The 18,401-nt window shown below is 73.6% G+C and carries 16 protein-coding genes and 1 pseudogene; 10 read left to right on the top strand and 7 right to left on the bottom strand.

What is annotated here, in order from left to right:
* The 4 genes and pseudogenes from VMI11_07625 to VMI11_07610 form a co-directional block, all read left to right on the top strand.
* A partial coding sequence (locus VMI11_07625) for a zinc finger domain-containing protein (GenBank protein ID HTY72281.1) occupies positions 1-149 on the top strand: 149 nt, incomplete at its 5' end.
* A gap of 6 nt (positions 150-155) precedes the next feature.
* Positions 156-1,139 carry a MoxR family ATPase gene (locus VMI11_07620; GenBank protein HTY72280.1) on the top strand — a complete coding sequence of 328 codons (984 nt, stop codon included), beginning with the start codon at positions 156-158 and terminating at the stop codon, positions 1,137-1,139.
* Positions 1,136-2,167: a DUF58 domain-containing protein gene (locus tag VMI11_07615; GenBank protein ID HTY72279.1), complete on the top strand. Its 1,032-nt coding sequence runs from the start codon at positions 1,136-1,138 to the stop codon at positions 2,165-2,167. The genes VMI11_07620 and VMI11_07615 overlap by 4 nt, the downstream gene beginning before the upstream one ends.
* Positions 2,077-4,116, top strand: a pseudogene (locus VMI11_07610) (transglutaminase domain-containing protein). Before VMI11_07615 ends, VMI11_07610 begins: the two are co-directional and overlap by 91 nt.
* Before the next feature lie 35 nt (positions 4,117-4,151).
* Here the strand turns inward: VMI11_07610 and VMI11_07605 are convergent.
* The gene (locus VMI11_07605; GenBank protein ID HTY72278.1) at positions 4,152-5,393 is read right to left on the bottom strand and encodes a GNAT family N-acetyltransferase; all 1,242 of its coding nucleotides are present in this window, start codon (positions 5,391-5,393) and stop codon (positions 4,152-4,154) included.
* A gap of 81 nt (positions 5,394-5,474) precedes the next feature.
* On the opposite strand from VMI11_07605, the gene VMI11_07600 reads away from it, so the two are divergent.
* The 3 genes from VMI11_07600 (at position 5,475) to VMI11_07590 (ending at position 9,347) form a co-directional block, all read left to right on the top strand.
* Entirely contained in the window at positions 5,475-6,602 is a 1,128-nt protein-coding gene (locus tag VMI11_07600; GenBank protein ID HTY72277.1) for a PP2C family protein-serine/threonine phosphatase, read from the top strand.
* Between the two features lie 295 nt (positions 6,603-6,897).
* Positions 6,898-8,220 (top strand): bifunctional o-acetylhomoserine/o-acetylserine sulfhydrylase, encoded by a 1,323-nt coding sequence (locus tag VMI11_07595; protein ID HTY72276.1) that lies wholly within the window; start codon positions 6,898-6,900, stop codon positions 8,218-8,220.
* Entirely contained in the window at positions 8,217-9,347 is a 1,131-nt protein-coding gene (locus tag VMI11_07590) for a homoserine O-acetyltransferase (protein ID HTY72275.1), read from the top strand. The genes VMI11_07595 and VMI11_07590 overlap by 4 nt, the downstream gene beginning before the upstream one ends.
* On the opposite strand, the gene VMI11_07585 is transcribed toward VMI11_07590, so the two are convergent.
* Entirely contained in the window at positions 9,344-10,027 is a 684-nt protein-coding gene (locus tag VMI11_07585) for a hypothetical protein (GenBank protein HTY72274.1), read from the bottom strand. The two genes, VMI11_07590 and VMI11_07585, sit on opposite strands and share 4 nt — an antisense overlap.
* Before the next feature lie 27 nt (positions 10,028-10,054).
* Positions 10,055-10,306: a hypothetical protein gene (locus tag VMI11_07580; protein ID HTY72273.1), complete on the bottom strand. Its 252-nt coding sequence runs from the start codon at positions 10,304-10,306 to the stop codon at positions 10,055-10,057.
* Positions 10,307-10,377: 71 nt separating this feature from the next.
* On the opposite strand from VMI11_07580, the gene VMI11_07575 reads away from it, so the two are divergent.
* Positions 10,378-11,874 (top strand): DUF222 domain-containing protein, encoded by a 1,497-nt coding sequence (locus VMI11_07575; protein HTY72272.1) that lies wholly within the window; start codon positions 10,378-10,380, stop codon positions 11,872-11,874.
* A gap of 39 nt (positions 11,875-11,913) precedes the next feature.
* Here VMI11_07575 and VMI11_07570 read toward each other — a convergent pair whose 3' ends face one another.
* The 4 genes from VMI11_07570 to VMI11_07555 all read right to left on the bottom strand — a co-directional run bounded on the left by VMI11_07570 (position 11,914) and on the right by VMI11_07555 (position 16,536).
* Entirely contained in the window at positions 11,914-12,477 is a 564-nt protein-coding gene (locus VMI11_07570; GenBank protein HTY72271.1) for an MBL fold metallo-hydrolase, read from the bottom strand.
* Between the two features lie 8 nt (positions 12,478-12,485).
* Complete coding sequence (locus VMI11_07565; protein ID HTY72270.1) at positions 12,486-12,968, bottom strand: vitamin K epoxide reductase family protein; 483 nt, start codon at positions 12,966-12,968, stop codon at positions 12,486-12,488.
* Positions 12,965-13,882 carry a DUF929 family protein gene (locus tag VMI11_07560; GenBank protein HTY72269.1) on the bottom strand — a complete coding sequence of 306 codons (918 nt, stop codon included), beginning with the start codon at positions 13,880-13,882 and terminating at the stop codon, positions 12,965-12,967. Before VMI11_07560 ends, VMI11_07565 begins: the two co-directional genes overlap by 4 nt.
* 227 nt (positions 13,883-14,109) lie before the next feature.
* Complete coding sequence (locus VMI11_07555) at positions 14,110-16,536, bottom strand: FAD-dependent oxidoreductase (protein HTY72268.1); 2,427 nt, start codon at positions 16,534-16,536, stop codon at positions 14,110-14,112.
* Positions 16,537-16,649: 113 nt separating this feature from the next.
* On the opposite strand from VMI11_07555, the gene VMI11_07550 reads away from it, so the two are divergent.
* Entirely contained in the window at positions 16,650-17,624 is a 975-nt protein-coding gene (locus VMI11_07550; GenBank protein ID HTY72267.1) for a D-glycerate dehydrogenase, read from the top strand.
* Between the two features lie 118 nt (positions 17,625-17,742).
* The coding region (locus VMI11_07545) for a hypothetical protein (GenBank protein HTY72266.1) at positions 17,743-18,401 on the top strand (659 nt) is incomplete at its 3' end.

Raw genomic sequence — 18,401 nt, 5'->3', positions numbered from 1 at the left:
CAGAGGACGCCCACTACGTCTACCGACGTACCGGCCTGCCGTGCCGCGTGTGCGGCGCACCGGTGGCCCGCACGGTGCTCGCGGGCCGCAACCTGTTCTGGTGCCCCGGCTGCCAGGCTGCTTCAGGCCGGCGCTCCCGTGGTCGATGACTGAGCGTGACCCAGACGACTGCCCTCGACCGGGGCGGCCGCCACGACGAGCCGGTCGCCGGCCTGGCCACCGAGGTCGCCCGCCTGCTCGTCGACAACGTCGAGCGGGTCCTGCGCGGCCGGCGCGGGGCGGTGGAGCTGGTCGTCTGCGGCGTGCTCGCCGGCGGGCACGTCCTCGTCGAGGACGTGCCGGGCAGCGGCAAGACCACCCTCGCGAAGGCCGTCGCGCGCTCGGTGGGCGGCAGCTTCCGCCGGGTGCAGGCGACCGCGGACCTGCTGCCGTCGGACATCACCGGCTCCGGGATCTGGGACGGCGTCCGGCTCACCTTCGTCCCCGGCCCGCTGTTCGCCCACGTGGTCCTCGTCGACGAGCTCAACCGCACCCCGCCGCGCACCCAGTCGGCCTTCCTCGAGGCGATGGAGGAGGGCGCGGTGACCGTCGACGGCGTCCGTCACCCGCTGCCCGCCCCCTTCGTCCTGCTGGCCACCCAGAACCCGCTGGACCAGCACGGCACGTACGCCCTGCCGGAGGGCCAGCTCGACCGGTTCGCGGTGTGCCTCCACCTGGGACCCCTGGACGCCGGCGCGGAGCGGCTGGTGGTGCGCGAGCAGCTCGAACGCGCGACGGTCGAAGACCTCGAGGCGGTCACCGACCCCGAGACGCTGCGGGTCGTGCAGGCCCAGGTCCGGCGGGTGCACGTGGCCGACCAGGTCCTCGGGTACGCCGTCGCGCTCGCGCGAGCGACCCGGGAGGACCCGCGGGTGCGCCACGGTGCCTCGGCTCGGGCGGCGTTGGCCCTCGTGCGCTGCGCGCAGGCGCTGGCCACCCTGCACGGACGCGACCACGTCACCCCTGACGAGGTCAAGGCGCTGGCCTTCCCGGTGCTGGGGCACCGGGTGAGTCTCGGCGACGGGAGAGTGGGCGGCCCCGCCGCGATGGCCGTCGTCCAGCACGCGCTGGAGGCCGTCAGCGTCCCGCCCCGGCCGTGACCGCCGAGGCCCACCGAGGCCGGGCCGAGCGACGCCCCGCAGGGCGGGCGCTGCGCGCCTGCGCCGCGGTGGTCGGCGGCCTGACCGCTCTCGCGATCCTCACCGGCACGGTCTGGCTGCTCCTGCTTGCCTGCCTGGCCTTGGCCGCGGTGCTCGTCGACGCGCTCCTGCCCTGGCCGGGCGCCTGTCTGCACCTCGGGCTCGTGGGGCCGCTGCGAGCCCGCGCCGGGGACCCGGTCCGCCTCGAGCTCGTCGTGGTCAACGCCGGGACCCGCCGCTCGCGCCCGGGCGCACTGCGGCTTCGGACGCCACTGCTGGAGCTGCCCGAGGCGCACGTCGGGTCCCTTGAGCCGGAGGAGCGCGTCGTCGTCCGCCTCGCCGGGCGGGCGGCTCGCCGCGGAGCCGCGACCAGCGTCGACCTCGAGCTGACCAAGATCGGGATCCTCGGCCTGCTCTCGTGGGGGAGCCGGCGCGACCTGGCGGTCGACCTCGTCGTCGCGCCCGGGGCGGCCCCGCCCTGGCCGGTGCCCGAGGCGGCGACCCAGGAGCGTCCGGGCGGCGCGCGGGTGGTCCACCCGGCGGGTGCGGAGGTCCACGCCATGCGCGAGTGGCGACCGGGGGACCCGAGCCGGCACGTGCACTGGCGCACGAGTGCGCGCCGCGGACGCCTGGTCGTCACCGACCGCCTGGAGGAGATGGGTGGCGATCTGGTCCTGGTCGTGGCGCCCCCCGTCGCCGGCGTCGCCGGGCCCGACCCCGACTGGGAGGAGCTGGTCTCCCGCCTGGCCGCGACCGCGATCCGTCCCGGCCGGACGCACGTGCTCGCCGCGCTGCGCGGCGTACCGGACCTGCACGCCAGCGACCCGGCCACGGTGCTGGACTGGTGCGCCCGGCTGCCGGGGGCCCTTGACGCGGTCGCGGGCGACGCGGCGGCGGTATGGCAGCGGGCGGTAGGCCTGACCGGGCCGGGCGGCGCGCCGGTGCTGGTCCGCACCCCGGTAGCGGCCCGCCGGACGGAGACGCCGTGAGCGTCCCGACCCCCGGCGTGCTGCCCGGCCTGCGCCTCACGACCGTCACCGCGGCGGCCTGGGCGGAGCTCGTGCTGCGGGCCGGCGGGTTGGTCTCCACGCGGACCCTGGTGGGTGCCTGGGTGGTGCTGGCCGTCGCGGTCGCCTCGGCCATGCAGTTGCGGACGGGACTCGGGCCGATGCTGCGGCGCGCCCTCGCGACCGGGGTCATGGCCGTCGCCCTGCTGGCCTCGTTCACCGGGGCTGGGCCGGGAACCGCCACCGACCTCGCGACCCGGCTCGGGTTCGTCGTCGTCCTCGCCGTGCCCGCGAACGTCCTCGTGCAGGAGAGCCTCCGGGACCTCTACGTCGGCCTGTCGCTGACGGGAGCGACGCTGGTGCTCGCGGCCGGGCTCGCGCAGGGCGAGGCCGTCGCCGTGCCGCTGCTCGTCGGGGCGGTGCTCGTGGTGGTCTGCCTCGTGCGCCTCGCGGCGGCGCGCGTGGCCGACGCGCCGGTCGTCGTCGCCGTCGGTGGCTCGTCGACCATGATGGTGGTGACGGCCGCGGCGGCCGTCGTGGTCGTGGGCCTGGTCGCATTCCTGCTCGTCCCGCATCCCAGGGGGTTGCACGCGACGGGCCGGCTGGCCGCCGCCGCGCACGGTGTCCCGGACCTGCCCGCCGCGGGCGGACCCTCGCCCGGCGATCCCCGATCGACGAGCGGGTACGTCGGGCGCCTGGACCTGCGCATGCGCGGGGCCCTCCCCGACGACCCGGTGGCGAGCGTCCCGTGGCAGGCGCCTCGGCTGTGGCGCGACCAGGTGTTCGCGACCTACGACGGGTCGAGCTGGTACCCGCCCGCCCCCGCGCTGTCCATGCTGGACCAGAGCAGCCCGGGGACCTTCGTCGTCCCGCAGGAGGAGGGCAGCGCCACGCGGCCCACGCGGACCGACACCGTGATGCTGGCGCCCAACCTGACCACACCGCTGCTCCTGAGTCCGGGCCAACCGACGTCGGTGACCACGTCGGGGGCGCTGGCCCGGACCTCGCTGGGGTCCTACCTGTTCGTGCGCCAGGGCTCGGGCACGTCCTATGCGGTGAGCTCGGTCGGCTACGACACGCTTCAGCCGACGGCCGGGGTCGCCGCCGGCCGCGACAGCCGCGACCTCGACGACCCGCAGTGGGTCCGCCTGCCCGGCTCGGTCCCCGCCCGGGTGCTCTCGCTGGGGCGAAGCCTCGTCGCCGGCGCGAGCGATCGGGCCGAGGCCGTGCGGCGGGTCGAGACCTACCTGCGCACCCACGAGCGCTACCGCCTGGATGCCCCGGTCCCGGCGCCCGGCGAGGACTCGGTGGACGCGTTCCTCTTCGACAGCCACGAGGGCTTCTGCGAGCAGTTCGCCTCCGCCGAGACGGTGCTGCTGCGGGCGGCGGGGATCCCTTCGCGGGTCGTCACCGGCTACGCGTACGGCCGCCCGGCGCCGGACGGCCGGCGGCTGTTCGTCGGTTCCGACGCCCACGCCTGGGTGGAGGTCTACTCACCCGGCGTCGGCTGGGTCGCCTCGGACCCGACCGCAGGCGCCGCGCTCGCGGGACCGACGGGCGGCCTGCGCGAGCGGCTGAGCCAGGCGCTGCGCCGCGACCTGGCGAGCGCGACCGGGCGGGCCGTCCTCGCCGTCGGGCTGATGCTCCTCGTCGGGCTCGGCGCCGGGGTCGCGCTGCTGCTCGGACGCCGGCGGCACCCGGCGATCCCGCGGGAGAGGGGAGGCCGGCTGCTGGCGGCCCTGGGCCGCCTCGAGGCCGCCCTCGCCGCCCAGGGCCGCGGCCGGCGGCCGGGGGAGACCCTGCAGGAGCTCGCCGCCCGGCTGGTCCGCGAGGACCCCGCGGCGCTCGCCGCGGCGCACGGGCTGGAGGTGGTGGCCGGGACGGCGTACGCGCCGGCCCCGCCGCCTCCGCCGCAGCGCGCCGCCGCCGCGGCCGCGCTGGAGACCTACGCGGCCACCCGGGAGGCTCAGAAGAAGAAGGGGCACCAGGCGGCGCGGGGTCCCTGGAACGACCGGGCGGTCGCGGCCACCGCCCCCGAGGACAGCTCGCGGACCCGCCCGGCGTCGGCGAGCGCCCCGAGCGGGGTGTCACCGAGGTAGATCGCGCCCAGCTCCGCGGCTCCCAGGGCGATGTCCGGGGCGTCCGACGTCGGAGTGCACGTCGCCCCCTCCGGGCCCGCGGTCAGCCGGAAGCGCCCACCGGCCCAGGGGGCGAACGCATCGGAGACGTCCAGGACGACGTCCACCGCCGTCGCGTAGCTGCGAGCCTGCAGGGCGCCGGGCACGTCCACGATGCGCACGAACAGCCGGTCGGAGAGCCTCGGTCGCGGGCTGCGGACGTCGCCCAGCAGCCACATCAGCGGGTCGTCGAGCGGCAGGCTGGGCACGCTGACCGTGCGGATCAGGTCGTGACCGAGCAGGGTTCGCCAGAGCGCGGTCGCGGCCGGCGCGTCGACGTACCCGAGCTCGCGGACCAGCAGGTCCCCGCCGCCGGTGAGCTCGCCCCAGTCGATCTTGGTGCGGTAGAGCGCGTACGCCCGCGGCCCGGCGGCGTCCTCGACGAGCAGGGCCCGCAGGGCCGTGTAGCCGTCCCGCATGGTCGGGTCGTCGTGCAGGTGCAGGTCCCACCACTGCGAGGAGCGGACCAGCCCGCCGGCCCGGTACGCCGCGACGCGGCGGGCGAGCTCCTCGAGAAGGGGACGTACCTCGCGCGGCTCGGCCAGCCGCGCGACCAGCCCGGGCTCGGGGTCAACGGCCCACGCCAGATCCCCACGCTGGGTGGGGATGCTCACCGACAGCGCCCGCGACGCCAGCCCGTAGCCGAATCGGCCGTAGATGCCCGGGTCGCTGGCGAACAGCGCGAGCACCGGCTCCTCGCCGCGGTCGCGGACCTGCTCCAGCTGCGCGCGCATCATCGCCGTGAGCACGCCCTGCCGCCGGTGGGTCGGCTGGACGCACACCCAGGTGACCCCCGCGGTGGGCACCAGCGCACCGCCGGGCACGCTCATGGACAGCGAGTAGATCGACGCCAGGCCCACCGTCTGGTCCTCGAGCGCCGCGAGGGTGGTCCGCTCGGGCTCGAAGACGGCCCGCACCGGCTCCCGGTCCCCCTCCGCGGTGTAGCCGAAGCCGCGCTCGTCGAGGGTCGTGATGAGGTCCCAGTCCGCGTCGGTGGCCATGCGGATCCCGACCGTCGTCGCGCTGCTCATGCCCGTGCCCATGGTCGCGTCACAAGGCGTTCCTACCCCAGAACGGTCCGCGACCGACACGGGTTTGCGTAGGGTCCGCCCATGGCGGCACGGCGGGGACGGCGCCACCCGGGCGGGGGTCCGGGCGCTCGAGGCCGCCTGCGCGGGCGTGGCCGGCGGGCCTGGCTGCGTCTGCGCCGCGGCTTCTTCCGCTCCGACGGCTTCGGCCTGCTCCTGCTCGGGGTCGCGGCGGTCGTGCTCTCGATCCTGGCCCGCCACTGGCCGCGCTGGTTCTCCCCGGCGGCCCTCGTCCTGCTGGTCGTCATCGGCGGCCTGGTGCTCTCGGTGCGGGCCTTCCTGCTCCTGGTCGCGGTGATCCTGCTGGCCCTGGTCTGGGCGGTACGCATCGGCCAGTCCGTCCAGGTCCGGCCGGGCATCTTCCTCGTCGTGGGTCTGACCGGGCTCGTCATGCTCTACGTCGCGCGCAGCCGGGCCCGGCTGGGCGTGCAGGCGATCCGGGGCGACTCCATGCTCGTCGACCTCCGTGACCGGGTCCGCCTGGCCGGTGCGCTGCCCCCGCTGCCGAGCGGCTGGGACGCCGAGGTCGTGCTCCGCCCCGCCGGCGGCGCCTCCTTCAGCGGCGACTTCGTCGTGGCCACCCGCTCGGCCGACGAGCGGACCCTCGAGCTCGTGGTCTGCGACGTCTCCGGCAAGGGGGTGGAGGCCGGCACCCGCTCGCTGCTGCTCTCCGGCGCGATGGGCGGCCTGCTCGGGGGCCTGCCGGCGGAGGAGTTCCTGCCCGCCGCGAACGCCTACCTGCTGCGCCAGGGCTGGGGGGACGGGTTCGCGACCGCGGTGCACGTCGCCGTGGACCTGGAGAGCGGGGCGTACGTCCTCGGGTCCGCCGGGCACCCCCCGGCGGCGCACTTCCAGGCCGGTTCCGGGCGGTGGCGCCTCACCGAGGCGCAAGGCACCGCCCTCGGCATCGACCCGGACGCGACGTACGTCCACGAGCGCGGCACCCTCGGACCTGGCGACGCGCTCCTCCTCTACACCGACGGGTTGGTCGAGACCCCGGGCGCGGACATCGAGGTGGGGATCGACCGGCTGCTCGGCCAGGCCGAGCACCTGGTCCCCCGGGGCTTTCGCCGCGGCGCCCGTCGGCTGCTGGACTCGGTGTCGGTCGGGCACGACGACGACCGGGCCATCGTCTTGCTGTGGCGCTCGTGAGGCGTCCGCTGGGCGAACGCGAGTTGACCTTCGGCGCGGCGCGCCCGAGGATGATCCGCATGCCGCGGCGCCTGCTCCTCACGCGAATGCGCTGCGTCGACCTGCTCCGGGTCGCGTCAGCGCGCTGTCGCTGACCCTCGGCCGTACCCGCAGCCTCCTCTCAGGCCAGTCGCGCCCGGCGTCCTCCGGACCGCTGCGCGCGCCGTGCCGCTCCCGGCAGTTCCCGCGGTTCCGCCGGCCCACACAGGCTCCGCACCCCCGAAACACCCGCAGCCCCCTATGAAGGAGACCCCTCGTGACCGACAGCTCCGCCTGGTCGTTCGAGACCAAGCAGATCCATGCCGGGCAGACGCCCGACCAGGCGACGCACGCCCGTGCGCTGCCGATCTACCAGACGACCTCGTACACCTTCGACTCCACCGAGCACGCGGCCAACCTGTTCGGGCTCCGGGAGTTCGGCAACATCTACACGCGGATCATGAACCCGACCCAGGCGGCGGTGGAGGAGCGCCTCGCCGCGCTCGAGGGCGGCGTCGGCGCGCTGCTGGTCTCCTCGGGCCAGGCCGCGGAGACCGTGGCCATCCTCAACATCGCCGAGGCCGGAGACCACATCGTCTCCAGCCCGAGCCTGTACGGCGGGACGTACAACCTGTTCCACTACACGCTGCCGAAGCTGGGCATCCACGTCAGCTTCGTCGAGGACCCCGACGACCTCGACTCGTGGCGGGCCGCCGTGCGGCCGAACACCAAGGCATTCTTCGGCGAGACCATCGCCAACCCCAAGAGCGACCTGCTCGACCTCGAGGGCGTCTCGGCGGTCGCGCACGAGGTGGGGGTCCCGCTCATCGTGGACAACACGATCCCGACGCCCTACCTCACCCGGCCCTTCGAGTGGGGGGCCGACATCGTCGTCCACTCGGCCACCAAGTACCTCGGCGGGCACGGCTCGGCGATCGGCGGCGTCATCGTCGACAGCGGCCGCTTCGACTACGGCGCGAACCCGGAGAAGTTCCCCGGCTTCAACCAGCCCGACCCGAGCTACCACGGCTTGGTCTACGCCCGCGACCTCGGCGTCGGCTCCGCCCTCGGCGCGAACCTCGCCTACATCCTCAAGGCGCGCGTCCAGCTGCTGCGCGACCTCGGCACCGCGATCTCGCCGTTCAACGCGTTCCTGCTGTCCCAGGGCCTGGAGACCCTGAGCCTGCGGGTCGAGCGGCACGTCGCGAACGCGCAGGCGGTCGCGGAGTGGCTGGAGGGTCGTGACGAGGTGCTCAGCGTCGCCTACGCCGGGCTGCCCTCCTCGCCGTGGCACGCGCTGCAGCAGAAGTACGCGCCCAAGGGGGCGGGCGGCGTCCTCGCCTTCGAGATCGTCGGCGGGCTGGAGGCCGGCAAGCGGTTCGTGGAGGCCCTCGAGCTGCACAGCCACGTCGCGAACATCGGCGACGTGCGCTCGCTGGTGATCCACCCGGCGTCGACGACGCACAGCCAGCTCACGCCCGAGGAGCAGGCCGCGACCGGGGTCACCCCCGGCCTGGTGCGGCTGTCGGTGGGCCTCGAGGGCCTGCCCGACATCCTCGCCGACCTCGAGGCGGGCTTCCGCGCCTCGAAGGAGTCATGACACGCCGATACGGCGGATGGCGCGAGGGGGACGACCCGGGACGGCGCCAGTTCGCCGATCTCGGGTCGTTCCCCCTCGAGATGGGGGAGCGGCTGCCCGCGGTCCGGGTCGCCTACGAGACGTGGGGGACCCCCGCACCGGACCGCTCCAACGCGGTCCTCGTGCTGCACGCGCTGACGGGGGACTCCCACGTCGAGGGCGAGCCCGGCCCCGGGCACGTCACCGGCGGCTGGTGGCCTGGGCTGATCGGGCCCGACGCGCCGCTGGACACCGACCGCTGGTGGGTCGTCGCGCCGAACATCCTCGGCGGCTGCCAGGGGACGACGGGACCGTCGTCGGCGGCGCCCGACGGGAGGGCGTACGGCTCGCGGTGGCCCACCATCACCGTGCGCGACCAGGTCGAGGTCGAACGAGCCCTGGCGGACCGCCTCGGCATCCAGCGCTGGGCCGCCGTGCTCGGCGGGTCGATGGGCGGCATGCGGGCGCTCGAGTGGGCGGTGACCTATCCGTCGCGGGTGGGGTCGGCGCTGCTGCTCGCGACCGGGGCCGCGGCCACCGCCGACCAGATCGGCACCCAGACCGCCCAGGTGCTGGCGATCACCTCCGACCCGGCCTGGCACGGTGGGGACTACCTCGCCGCGGACAGCCCCGGACCGCTCACCGGGATGGGGGTCGCGCGGCGCGTCGCGCACCTCACCTACCGCAGCGAGACCGAGCTCGACCTGAGGTTCGGGCGGCAGCCGCAGGACGACGAGGACCCCCTGCACGGCGGCCGCTACGCGGTCCAGTCCTACCTCGACCACCACGCCGAGAAGCTGGCCCGACGCTTCGACCCGGGGACCTACGTCACCTTGACCCGGGCCATGGACACCCACGACGTCGGACGCGGCCGCGGGGGAGTCCCGGCGGCGCTGGCCGGGGTGACCGCTCCGACGCTCGTCGCCGGGATCGACACCGACCGGCTGTACCCACTGCGCCTGCAGGAGGAGCTCGACGAGCTGCTGCCGACGAGTGACGGGCTGCGGGTGGTCGGCTCCCCGTACGGCCACGACGGCTTCCTCATCGAGGTCGACGCCGTCGGCAAGCTCGTGACCGAGACCCTCGCCATGTCCCTCGCCGCCCGCTAGTGCAGAAGGCTGTGCACTAGCACCTTGAGGCCCAGGACACCGACGGCGACGACCGGCCAGACCCACCGTGGCAGATCCTGCGTGCGCCGGCGAGGCGGGACGATGTGCGGCGTCGTGCGGTCCAGGAGCGTGTTCAGGCGTTCCACGACTCGTGCCCCGATCGAGGTGGGACCCGACCAGGGACCCAGGTTGGTCTGCAGGGCGTAGAGCTCGATCCTCTTGCCGGCGACGGTGGTGAGTGAGAGGTCCTGGACGCCTTGGAAGAAGTAGGCGATGTCGGGCCTGGCGAGGCGGTACTGACGGATCGGGTTCACGATCACGAGCTCTGAGGCGGTCACCGTCACCCGCGGACGGACGAACCACCGATGGACGAAGACGGCGACCACGACGTCGAGGACCAGGAAGAACACGGGCACGAACAGATCTGTGGGCGGCTCCGTCAGGTCTAGCGCCACCACGACAACGCTGATGACCACCGTGAACCCCAGGATGAGCACCGCTGAGACGTACTGGGTCTTCGAGGTCAGGACCAGTCCGTCGAGGTCCGCCCCGGTGGCGCCGTCGGGAGCGTCCAGCAGCCGCTGGAGCGAGCGCGACGGGCTGCGGAAGGCGGCTATCCGACGGCGGAGGGCAGCCATTCGGTCGCGCGCGGGCCGCGCGTGGCGGGTCGGGGCCGTCACCGGCTGGTCGTCAGGAATGCGGGGAATCTAGTCGAGACGCCGTCGACGTCTGCGCCAGCCATCGACGGCAAGCGCGAGACCGAGGATGACCGACCAGATCCCGGCGAAGATGACGCCGCCCGCTCCGATGTTTGCGCCTCCGGCGGTGTCGGCGTAGGACCAGGCAACTCCGCCGACGGTAGCGATGATGCCGATGGCGACCATCCAGAGACCGACCCCCAGCCGTGATCGCCCGCCGGACAATCCCATCTCCTCCTCTGCGGCATCGTCGCAGGTCAAGGGCCACACGGGTATCCACAACGTGAGTGTTCGGACTGGTCGCCGTCGGTGGGATATCGTACATTTGTTCCATGCCGGGAACGATGCAGGCGGACCTCGTCGACGAGCACGACGTGCTCGCGGAGGAGGACGTCGCGTCGGTGCCCGGGTTCGACCCGATGGAGGCACCCACGGTCTGGGACGTCTTCACCGGCGTGGTGCCACCGGGGCCGGAGGCCATCACCCTGCTGAGCGACTTCGACCCGACGTCGTGCGCGCTGGCGGTGCGGATCGAGTACGCAGCGGCCTGGCAGGCCTGCCGGAACTGGTTGGAGGCCCAGGCGCTCGCCGCAGTGGCGGCGGTTTCAGCGCCGGTTCCGGACGAGGACGTCCCCTACTGCCCGACGACGCCGGACGAGGCTGACTTCATGGAGGTGGCCACCGCGGACCTGGCCCTCGCGCTGAACGCCTCCGAGACCTATGTGGGCCAGCGCCTCGACCTGGCACGTGACCTCGCCGACCGCCTCCCCGTGACGATGTCGGCACTCGGGCGCGGGTCGATCGGCCTGGGGCACGTCTACGCGATCCGCGAGCTCACGACCGGCCTGGACGACACGGAGTGCGCGCGGGTGGAGGCGCGAGTGTTCCCGCGGGGTGAGACCCAGAGCGTCTCCCAGTTCCGCACCTCGGTACGCCGGGTCGTGGCGAGCCTGCGACCCCGGGACCTGAGCGCGGCGTTCGCGGCGGAGGCGGAGCGCACGGGCGTCACCTACCACCCGAAGGAGCACGGCCGGGCCGGGCTGTGGATCGAGGCGGACGTCGTGTCGATCCTCGAGATCAAGAATGCGCTGGACGCCGAGGCCGCGGCCTGGACGGCCCACCGCCAGGCGCTCGGCCAGCCGCGGGTGCCGCTCCAGACGCTGCGCTTCGAGGTCGTCCAGCGCCTCGCCCGGGTCTCGTGCCGCGAGGTCGCCGACGCCCGTTCCGGCTCGACGGATCCCTCCGTCGGCGATACGAGTGACCAGGTCCCGCCCGGGCTGCGCGCCGGCCTCAAGGCGCGGTGCGAGGTCATCGTGCAGATCGACCTGCCAACGCTGCTGGCCCTGCGTGACGGCAGCGGCGTGATCCCGGGCTACGGCCCGATCCCGGTCGAGCTCGCGCGCGACCTGGCCGCCTCCACGACCTGGCGGCGCCTGGTCACAGAACCTGTCGACGGCCACCTGCTCGACCTCGGCCGCCGCCGCTACCGGCCCAGCGCGAAGATGCGTGACCACCTCCTCGGCCTCGGGCAACGTTGCAGCGCCCCCGGGTGCAACCGGGCGGCCGCCGAGTTCGACCACGCCAGACCCTGGTCGGAGGGCGGAGGCACGAGCGTCCAGAACGGCAACCCGGCCTGCCACCACCATCACCGGCTCAAGACGATCTACGGCTACCGGACCGTCCGACATCCCGACGGCAGCGTCGAATGGATCACACCTGGGGGCAACACCAGCCGGCGACCACCCGACGACCACCGCGTCAACGACTACGGCGTCAACGACTACGGCGTCAACGACGAAGGACTGCCGCCCGACGCACCACCGTTCTGACGCGCGCAGCCTGCGCCGAGCACGACAGACCGGCCAGGACTACCGCGGCGTGCTCGCGTCGGGGACGAACGGCTGGCCGTGGCCGGGGATCACGAGCACGGGACCCATCGCCAGGACCCGCTCGCGCGAGCCACGCAGGACGTCGCGGTCGGCGGCGAACGGGTCGTCCGCCGGCCCCTCGGCCGACCACCACAGGTGGGTCAGCACGACGGTCCCCTCGGCTGTGTCCACGACCGTCGTCACGTCCTGGTCGGTGTGCCCGGGAGTCGCGACCAGGCGGACCGAGGGCGAAACGGCGAAGTCGCCCTCCTCGTGGTCGGTCCAGACGTCGCGCTGGTAGGTCGCCATGACGTCGTGCACACGGGCGTTCGGGAACAACGCGATGTTGATCGTGTGGTCGGGGTGGTGATGGCTGATGACGACGTCGGTAACCGCCTCCGGCGCGACGCCGGAGTCACGGAGCGGGGCGAGGATGACCGCCCGGTCGGCCACCATGCCGGGGTCGACCACGATGACCGCATCGCCGTCGCGGATCAGGGTGACCGTGCTGGCCACCCGGTCGTCGGCATAGCCGGCGTGCAGGACCTGGACCGTCGCGGGCATGCTCGGGCTCACTCCTCGTCCGCGAGGGCGGCAGCGAAGACCAGCACCCCGAACAGGGCCACCGTGACCACGTGCACGGCCGTGCACCAGAGGCAGATGGCGTCGATGCGGAACAGCTCGGCCCAGACGAGGAAGAAGACCATGAGCACCCCGACCAGGCTCCAGGCCAGGCGTACCCAGGTGACGGCGCCCCATCGACGGGCGAGTGACCACGCGGGCGGGGAGCACAGCGCCGCCATGACGACATAGAAGAGCAGTCCGAGCACGGCGACCGGGATGCCGAGCTGTGTGGAGTAGGTGCTCGTCGTCACTTTGAGGCAGTTGACCGTCCCGGTGTCCTTGCACGCCAGGGTCGTGGACCCGGTGTAGTGCTCGTAGGTGAGGTAGCCCGCCGCGCCGAGGCCGATGAGTGAGAGGACGAAGGAGGAGATGGCGTACCAGGTACGGGCCGGCGTGACGGACCGCTCTGCGGTGACGGCCTCCGCGCTCACGACGTACCCAGCTTCGCCGCCCCCGCGACCACGCCGGGCGAGGTGCACACGTCGACCGGCTTCTGCTGCGTCGTTGTGCAGATCGCGGCGGTGAGGACGTTCGCCGAGCCGACGACCGCCTTCGAGATCGCGTTGTTCGGGTCGGCGAGCGACGCGGCGATCTGCTCCTGCGTCTTGCCGGCCAGGACCTGAGGCGAGTACGACGCCCCGGACTGCACGTAGTGCCCGTCGAAGTAGATGAAGGGGATCGTGCCCTGCGCCGAGGCGGGCACGAACGGCGGCGCGTTGTACTTGGCCTCGAGCTGCTGGTCAGCCGCTGTCAGGGTGTCCAGCGGGACGTAGCCGGTGCCCGCCTGGTTGACCTGGTTCGTCGCCGTCTCGTAGGCGGTGAAGGCCATGACGTCGCTGGCGAACGACGCGTTGTGGAAGGTCAGGGTCGCGGTGTTCGGGAAGACGTCGACAGTCGAGGAGTGCGTCACGCCCAGGGTGCCGAAGCTGCCGAACCTGGACAGGGCGACGGCCAGCGCCCAGCGCTCCGCGGCGCAGTAGGGGCAGTACTCGGCACCGACGTACAGCGTCCGCGGCTTGCCCGCGGCCTGGGGTCCGGGCGGGTTGATCGGCGAGGGGAAGTTCGACGCGGTGCCCGCCCCGACGGCGTTGAAGGTCGAGGTCGGGACCGAGGTGACGTCCTTGATGATCTGGTCGGAGGCCGGCGAGGCAGGCTTCGCTGTGCTCGTCGCCTTGCCGCCGCTGGCCAGCTTGACCCCGACCAGCCCACCGATGACGACCACGACGGCCACGACCAGCCCGAGGGCGATGAGGATCCGCTGCCGACGCTCGCGCCGCCGCTCGGCGGCACGCATCTCGGCGGCCTTCTCCCGCGCCGACGCCCGGGCCCGACTGTCAGTTCCCACGATGACCTCCGGCGCCCATTGTCCCTGACGGAGCGGCCAGGCTCGTCACCGGCGCGTCGCGAGGCCCTTCGCGCACGCCCCACAGGTCCCGACGATCTTCCACGGCGTGCTCGCCGGCGACCTCCACCGGGCGCCCGCACCGACGGCGGACGAGGTGGTGGTGGCCGCGGCCCTGGTCATCGGCCGGCTGCTGCTGTTCGCGTCCATCGACCCCGCCGTGGCCGGCCTCAGCGACGGATGCGCTCGTTGCCCGGGTCATACAGCGGCCGCAGCGACACGGTTACCGGCTGACGCACGCAGGCGACCTCGACGGCATAGGTCCCGGCCCCGACCCAGTCGGCGTCGACCGGGTGGTCGGCCCCGACGTAGCCGAGTCCGACCGCGCGTGCCAGGGTGTGGCCGTACGACGCGCTCGCCAGCCGACCGACGAGGACACCGTCGCGGTAGATCGGCTCGTCGTGATAGGCCATCACGTCGGGGTCGTCGAAGGCGACTTGGACCAGCCGTCGCGTCGGCCCCTCCTCGCGGTGGCGCAGCAGTGCGTCGCGCCCGATGAAGCCCGGCTTGTCCCACGCCACCGCGAAGCCGAGCCCGGCCTCCACGGGGGTGTCGGCCCATCCGATGTCGTGGCCCCAGCTGCGATAGGCCTTCTCCATCCGTAGCGAGTTGAGCGCGTGGTAGCCGGCGTGCCGAAGACCGGGCTGCGCCTCGAGGAGGGTGTCGTAGACGTGGACTGCGACGTCCGCGGGCACGAGCAGCTCCCAGCCCAGCTCCCCGACGTAGGTGATCCGGGTCGCCCGCACCATCGCCAGGCCGAGGTCGATGGTCCGTGACGCGCGGAACGGGAACGCGTGGTCGGACAGGTCGGCGTCGGTCAACGGCTGCAGAAGCTCGCGCGAGCGCGGACCCATGAGGGAGAACATCGCCATGGCGGCGCTGACGTCGGTGACCGTGACGAAGGCCTCCCCGCTGTGCCGCCGCAGCCGGCTGGCGTCGCGGCCGAGGGTCGCCGCGGCGGTGAGGACGAGGAACTCCGCGTCGGCCACCCGGGTCACCGTGACGTCCGCCTCGATGCCGCCACGGTCGTTGAGCCACTGCGTGTAGACGACCTCTCCGGGCTCGACGTCGACGTCGGCGGCCGAGAGCCGCTGCAGCAGCGCCAGGGCGTCGCGTCCCTGGACCGAGATCTTGCCGAAGGAGCTGATGTCGAACAGCGCGACGTCCTCGCGGACGGCGCGGTGCTCGCCGGCCCAGGCGTCGAAGAAGGGCGGCCGGCCGAAGGAGGGGCCTCCGTCCGGATCTTCGCCCACCGCGTAGTGGGTGGCCCGCTCCCAGCCGGCCAGCTCGCCGAAGACCGCACCCGCGGCGGCGACCCGGTCGTGCACCGGCGAGCGGCGGATCCCGCGCGCTCGCTCGCGCTGCTCGAAGGGCCAGTGGACCGGGTAGGCCCTGTCGAGGGTCTCGACCACCCGCTGCTCGAGGTAGCGACGGTTGACCTGGAACGGCACGACACGGCGCGGGTCCGCCTCGGGCAGGTCCATGGGCGGGTGACGGTCGACGATCCAGTCGGCGAGCACCGACCCGGCCCCCGGCCCGCTCAGGAACCCGATGGAGTTGAAGCCGCAGGCGGCGTAGTAGTTCTCGACGTCGGGCACCTCACCGAGGTGGTAGTAGCCGTCGGGGGTGAAGCTCTCCGGCCCAGCGAAGAACAGGCGGATCCCGGCGTCGGCGAGGATCGGGAAGCGGCCGAGCATGCGCTCGTAGAACGGCCCGAGGTGGTCCCAGTCCTCGGGGAGGGTGGTGAACTCCGCATCGGCCGGGATCCCACGAGACGCCCACGCGTAGCTCCCCGGCTCGAAGAAGCCGACCATGAGGCTGCCGGCCTCGTCCTTGACGTAGGCGAAGTCGTCGGAGCTCTTGATGGTCGGCAGGTTCGCGGGCAGGCCGGGGATCTTGTCCGTGACGACGTAGTAGTGGGCGAGCGCCTGCAGCGGCAGGGCGACGCCGTGGGTCGCCCCGAACTCACGCCCCCACATGCCGGTGCAGTTCACGACGACCTCGGCCTCGACGTCGCCGTACTCCGTGGCCACGCCGCGTACCCGCCGGCCGTCGGTCAGCACGCCGGTGACGCGCGTCTGCTCGAGGATGCGAGCGCCGGCGTCGCGCGCCCCCTTGGCCAGGGCCATCGTCGTGTCCGTCGCGTTGCCCCGCCCGTCGTCGGGGTAGTACAGCCCGCCGAGGATGCCGTCGGGGTTCAGCAGGGGGAACAGCTCCACGGCGCGCTCGGTGTCGACGACCTCGATGCGCTGGCCCGACGCGCGTCCGGCGGAGGCCTGTCGGCGAAGCTCCTCCATGCGGTCCTCGCTCGTGCCCAGGTGGACGGTGCCGGTACGCCGGAAGCCGGTGCTCTGACCGGTCTCGGCCTCCAGGGTCTCGAACACGCGAAGGCTGCGCCGCACAATCTCGCGGGTGCCCGCGCTCGGCCGGGCCTGGGTCACCAGCCCGGCGGCGTGCCACGTGGTGCCGGACGTCAGGCGCTTGCGCTCGAGGAGCAGCACGTCGGTCCAGCCTCGCCGGGTGAGGTGATAGGCGACGCTGCACCCGATGACTCCGCCGCCCACGACGACGACCTGGGCGCGGTCGGGGACGTCCACGGCAGCCTCCGGTGCTCGAGCGGTCAGCCGTCACCTTACTGACGGTTCAGTCAATCCAGCAGCGGTCGGTGCCGCTCCCGCCGGCTGGGACGAGCGGTGGCGACAATGGGGGAGTGCCGATCGCCACCACGTCGCGCCCGCGTGTCCTGGTGACGCGGTCGGGCTGTCCTGGCGCGGGGGTCGAGCGGCTCGCCCTGACCTGCGAGGTCGTCGACACGGGCACCTCGTCCCCGTCGTCCCCGGGCCGGCTGCGTGAGCTCGCCAGGGGGGCCACCGCGATCCTCGGCATCGCCGGCGACCGCATCGATGCGGGCCTGCTGGACGCCGCCGGAGCCGGCCTTCGTGTCGTGGCGCTGGCCAGCGCCGGCTTCGACCAGATCGACCTGGCCGCCGCGCGGGAGCGCGGAGTCGTCGTGACACACACCCCGAACGTGCTGGAGGAGACGACCGCGGACCTGGCCTTCGCGCTGGTCCTCATGAGCCGGCGCCGCCTCTGGGAGGCCGGGGAGTCGCTGCGGGGAGGCCGCTGGACCGGGTTCGTGATGGACGCCTACCTCGGCCTCGACGTCCACGGCGCGACGCTGGGCATCCTCGGCTACGGCCAGATCGGGCGCGCCGTCGCCCGTCGTGGGCGCGGGTTCGGGATGACGGTCGTCCACCACAGCCGTACCGCGGGCTCCGACGAGGTCTCGCGAGCCGTGGACCTCGAGACGCTGCTGCGCGAGTCCGACGTCGTGTCCGTGCACGTCCCGCTCACCGACCAGACTCGGCACCTGGTCGGGGCGCGCGAGCTGGCCCTGATGAAGCCGACGGCGACGCTGGTCAACACCGCGCGTGGCCCGGTCGTGGACCAGGAGGCCCTCGTGGCGGCGCTGCGAGCGGGGCGGCTGCACTCGGCGGGCCTGGACGTCTACGACCGCGAGCCGCTGGGTAGCGACCTCGCGGGCCTGATGGACGTCCCCGGGCTGGTCCTGCTGCCGCACGTCGGCTCGGCCACCCTCGCCACCCGCTCGGCCATGGTCGACCTCGCGGTCGACAACGTCCTCGCGGTGGTGGCCGGGGGAGCTGCCCTCACCCCCGTCCCCTGACGGCGCTCCTCGGCCGATCGGGTGGAGATCGCGATACCTCCACGGGCTCCGAGGTGGGCGGCTAGATTCGGGCTCGCCGCCGGGCCGAGCGTCGGTCCGGAGAACTCGGGGGGAACCGATGCGCACAGCCCTGCTGCTCGTGCCCGGCCTGGCCCTGGTCGCCGGAGCGCTCCCCGGCGTCGGCGGCGCCGCGGAGGCCGCCCCGTCGCCGGACAAGATCGCCATGGTGGCCGCCGCACCCACGGCCAAGGTCGGCGACGTGGTCATCGCCAACGCTGACGGGACCCACCAGAAGGTGATCCGCAAGGGCAGGCTGTCCCAGGCTCCCTGGTACGCCGCCGTGGCTGCGGTGGACAACCGCGTGCTCGAGGTCTTCGGGGACGGTTCGCACGAGAACGCTCCCAGCAGCCTCGCCGTCATGAACGCCGACGGAAGCGCGTTCCGGGTCCTCGCCAAGGGCACCCCCAGCGCCGACCTCTCCCTCGCCCGATGGAACGCCACGGGGACCAAGATCCTGGTCTCCGTGGTCACCGGGACGAGCGGCTACCTCGCCGAGGTCGACCCCGGGGCAGCGCACCCGCGCCTGGTGAAGGTCAAGGGCAGTACGGGGCTCACCGACGCCTCCTTCGCGACGACGAGCGACTCGACACTCGTCGCGACCGACGAGTCGGGCGCCATCGTCACGCTGCACGGCGGCGCGACGACCCTGGTGCTGGACCCGCCGGCGGACGGCTTCCTCGACTCACCGGTCTTCGCGCCCGGCGACGCCACCATCGC

This window comes from Actinomycetes bacterium (assembly GCA_035506535.1).
In the GTDB taxonomy this organism is placed as follows: Bacteria; Actinomycetota; Actinomycetes; order DATJPE01; family DATJPE01; genus DATJPE01.
The sequence above is the reverse complement of the archived record's forward strand: the minus strand, read 5'-3'. Positions and strand labels throughout refer to the sequence as shown.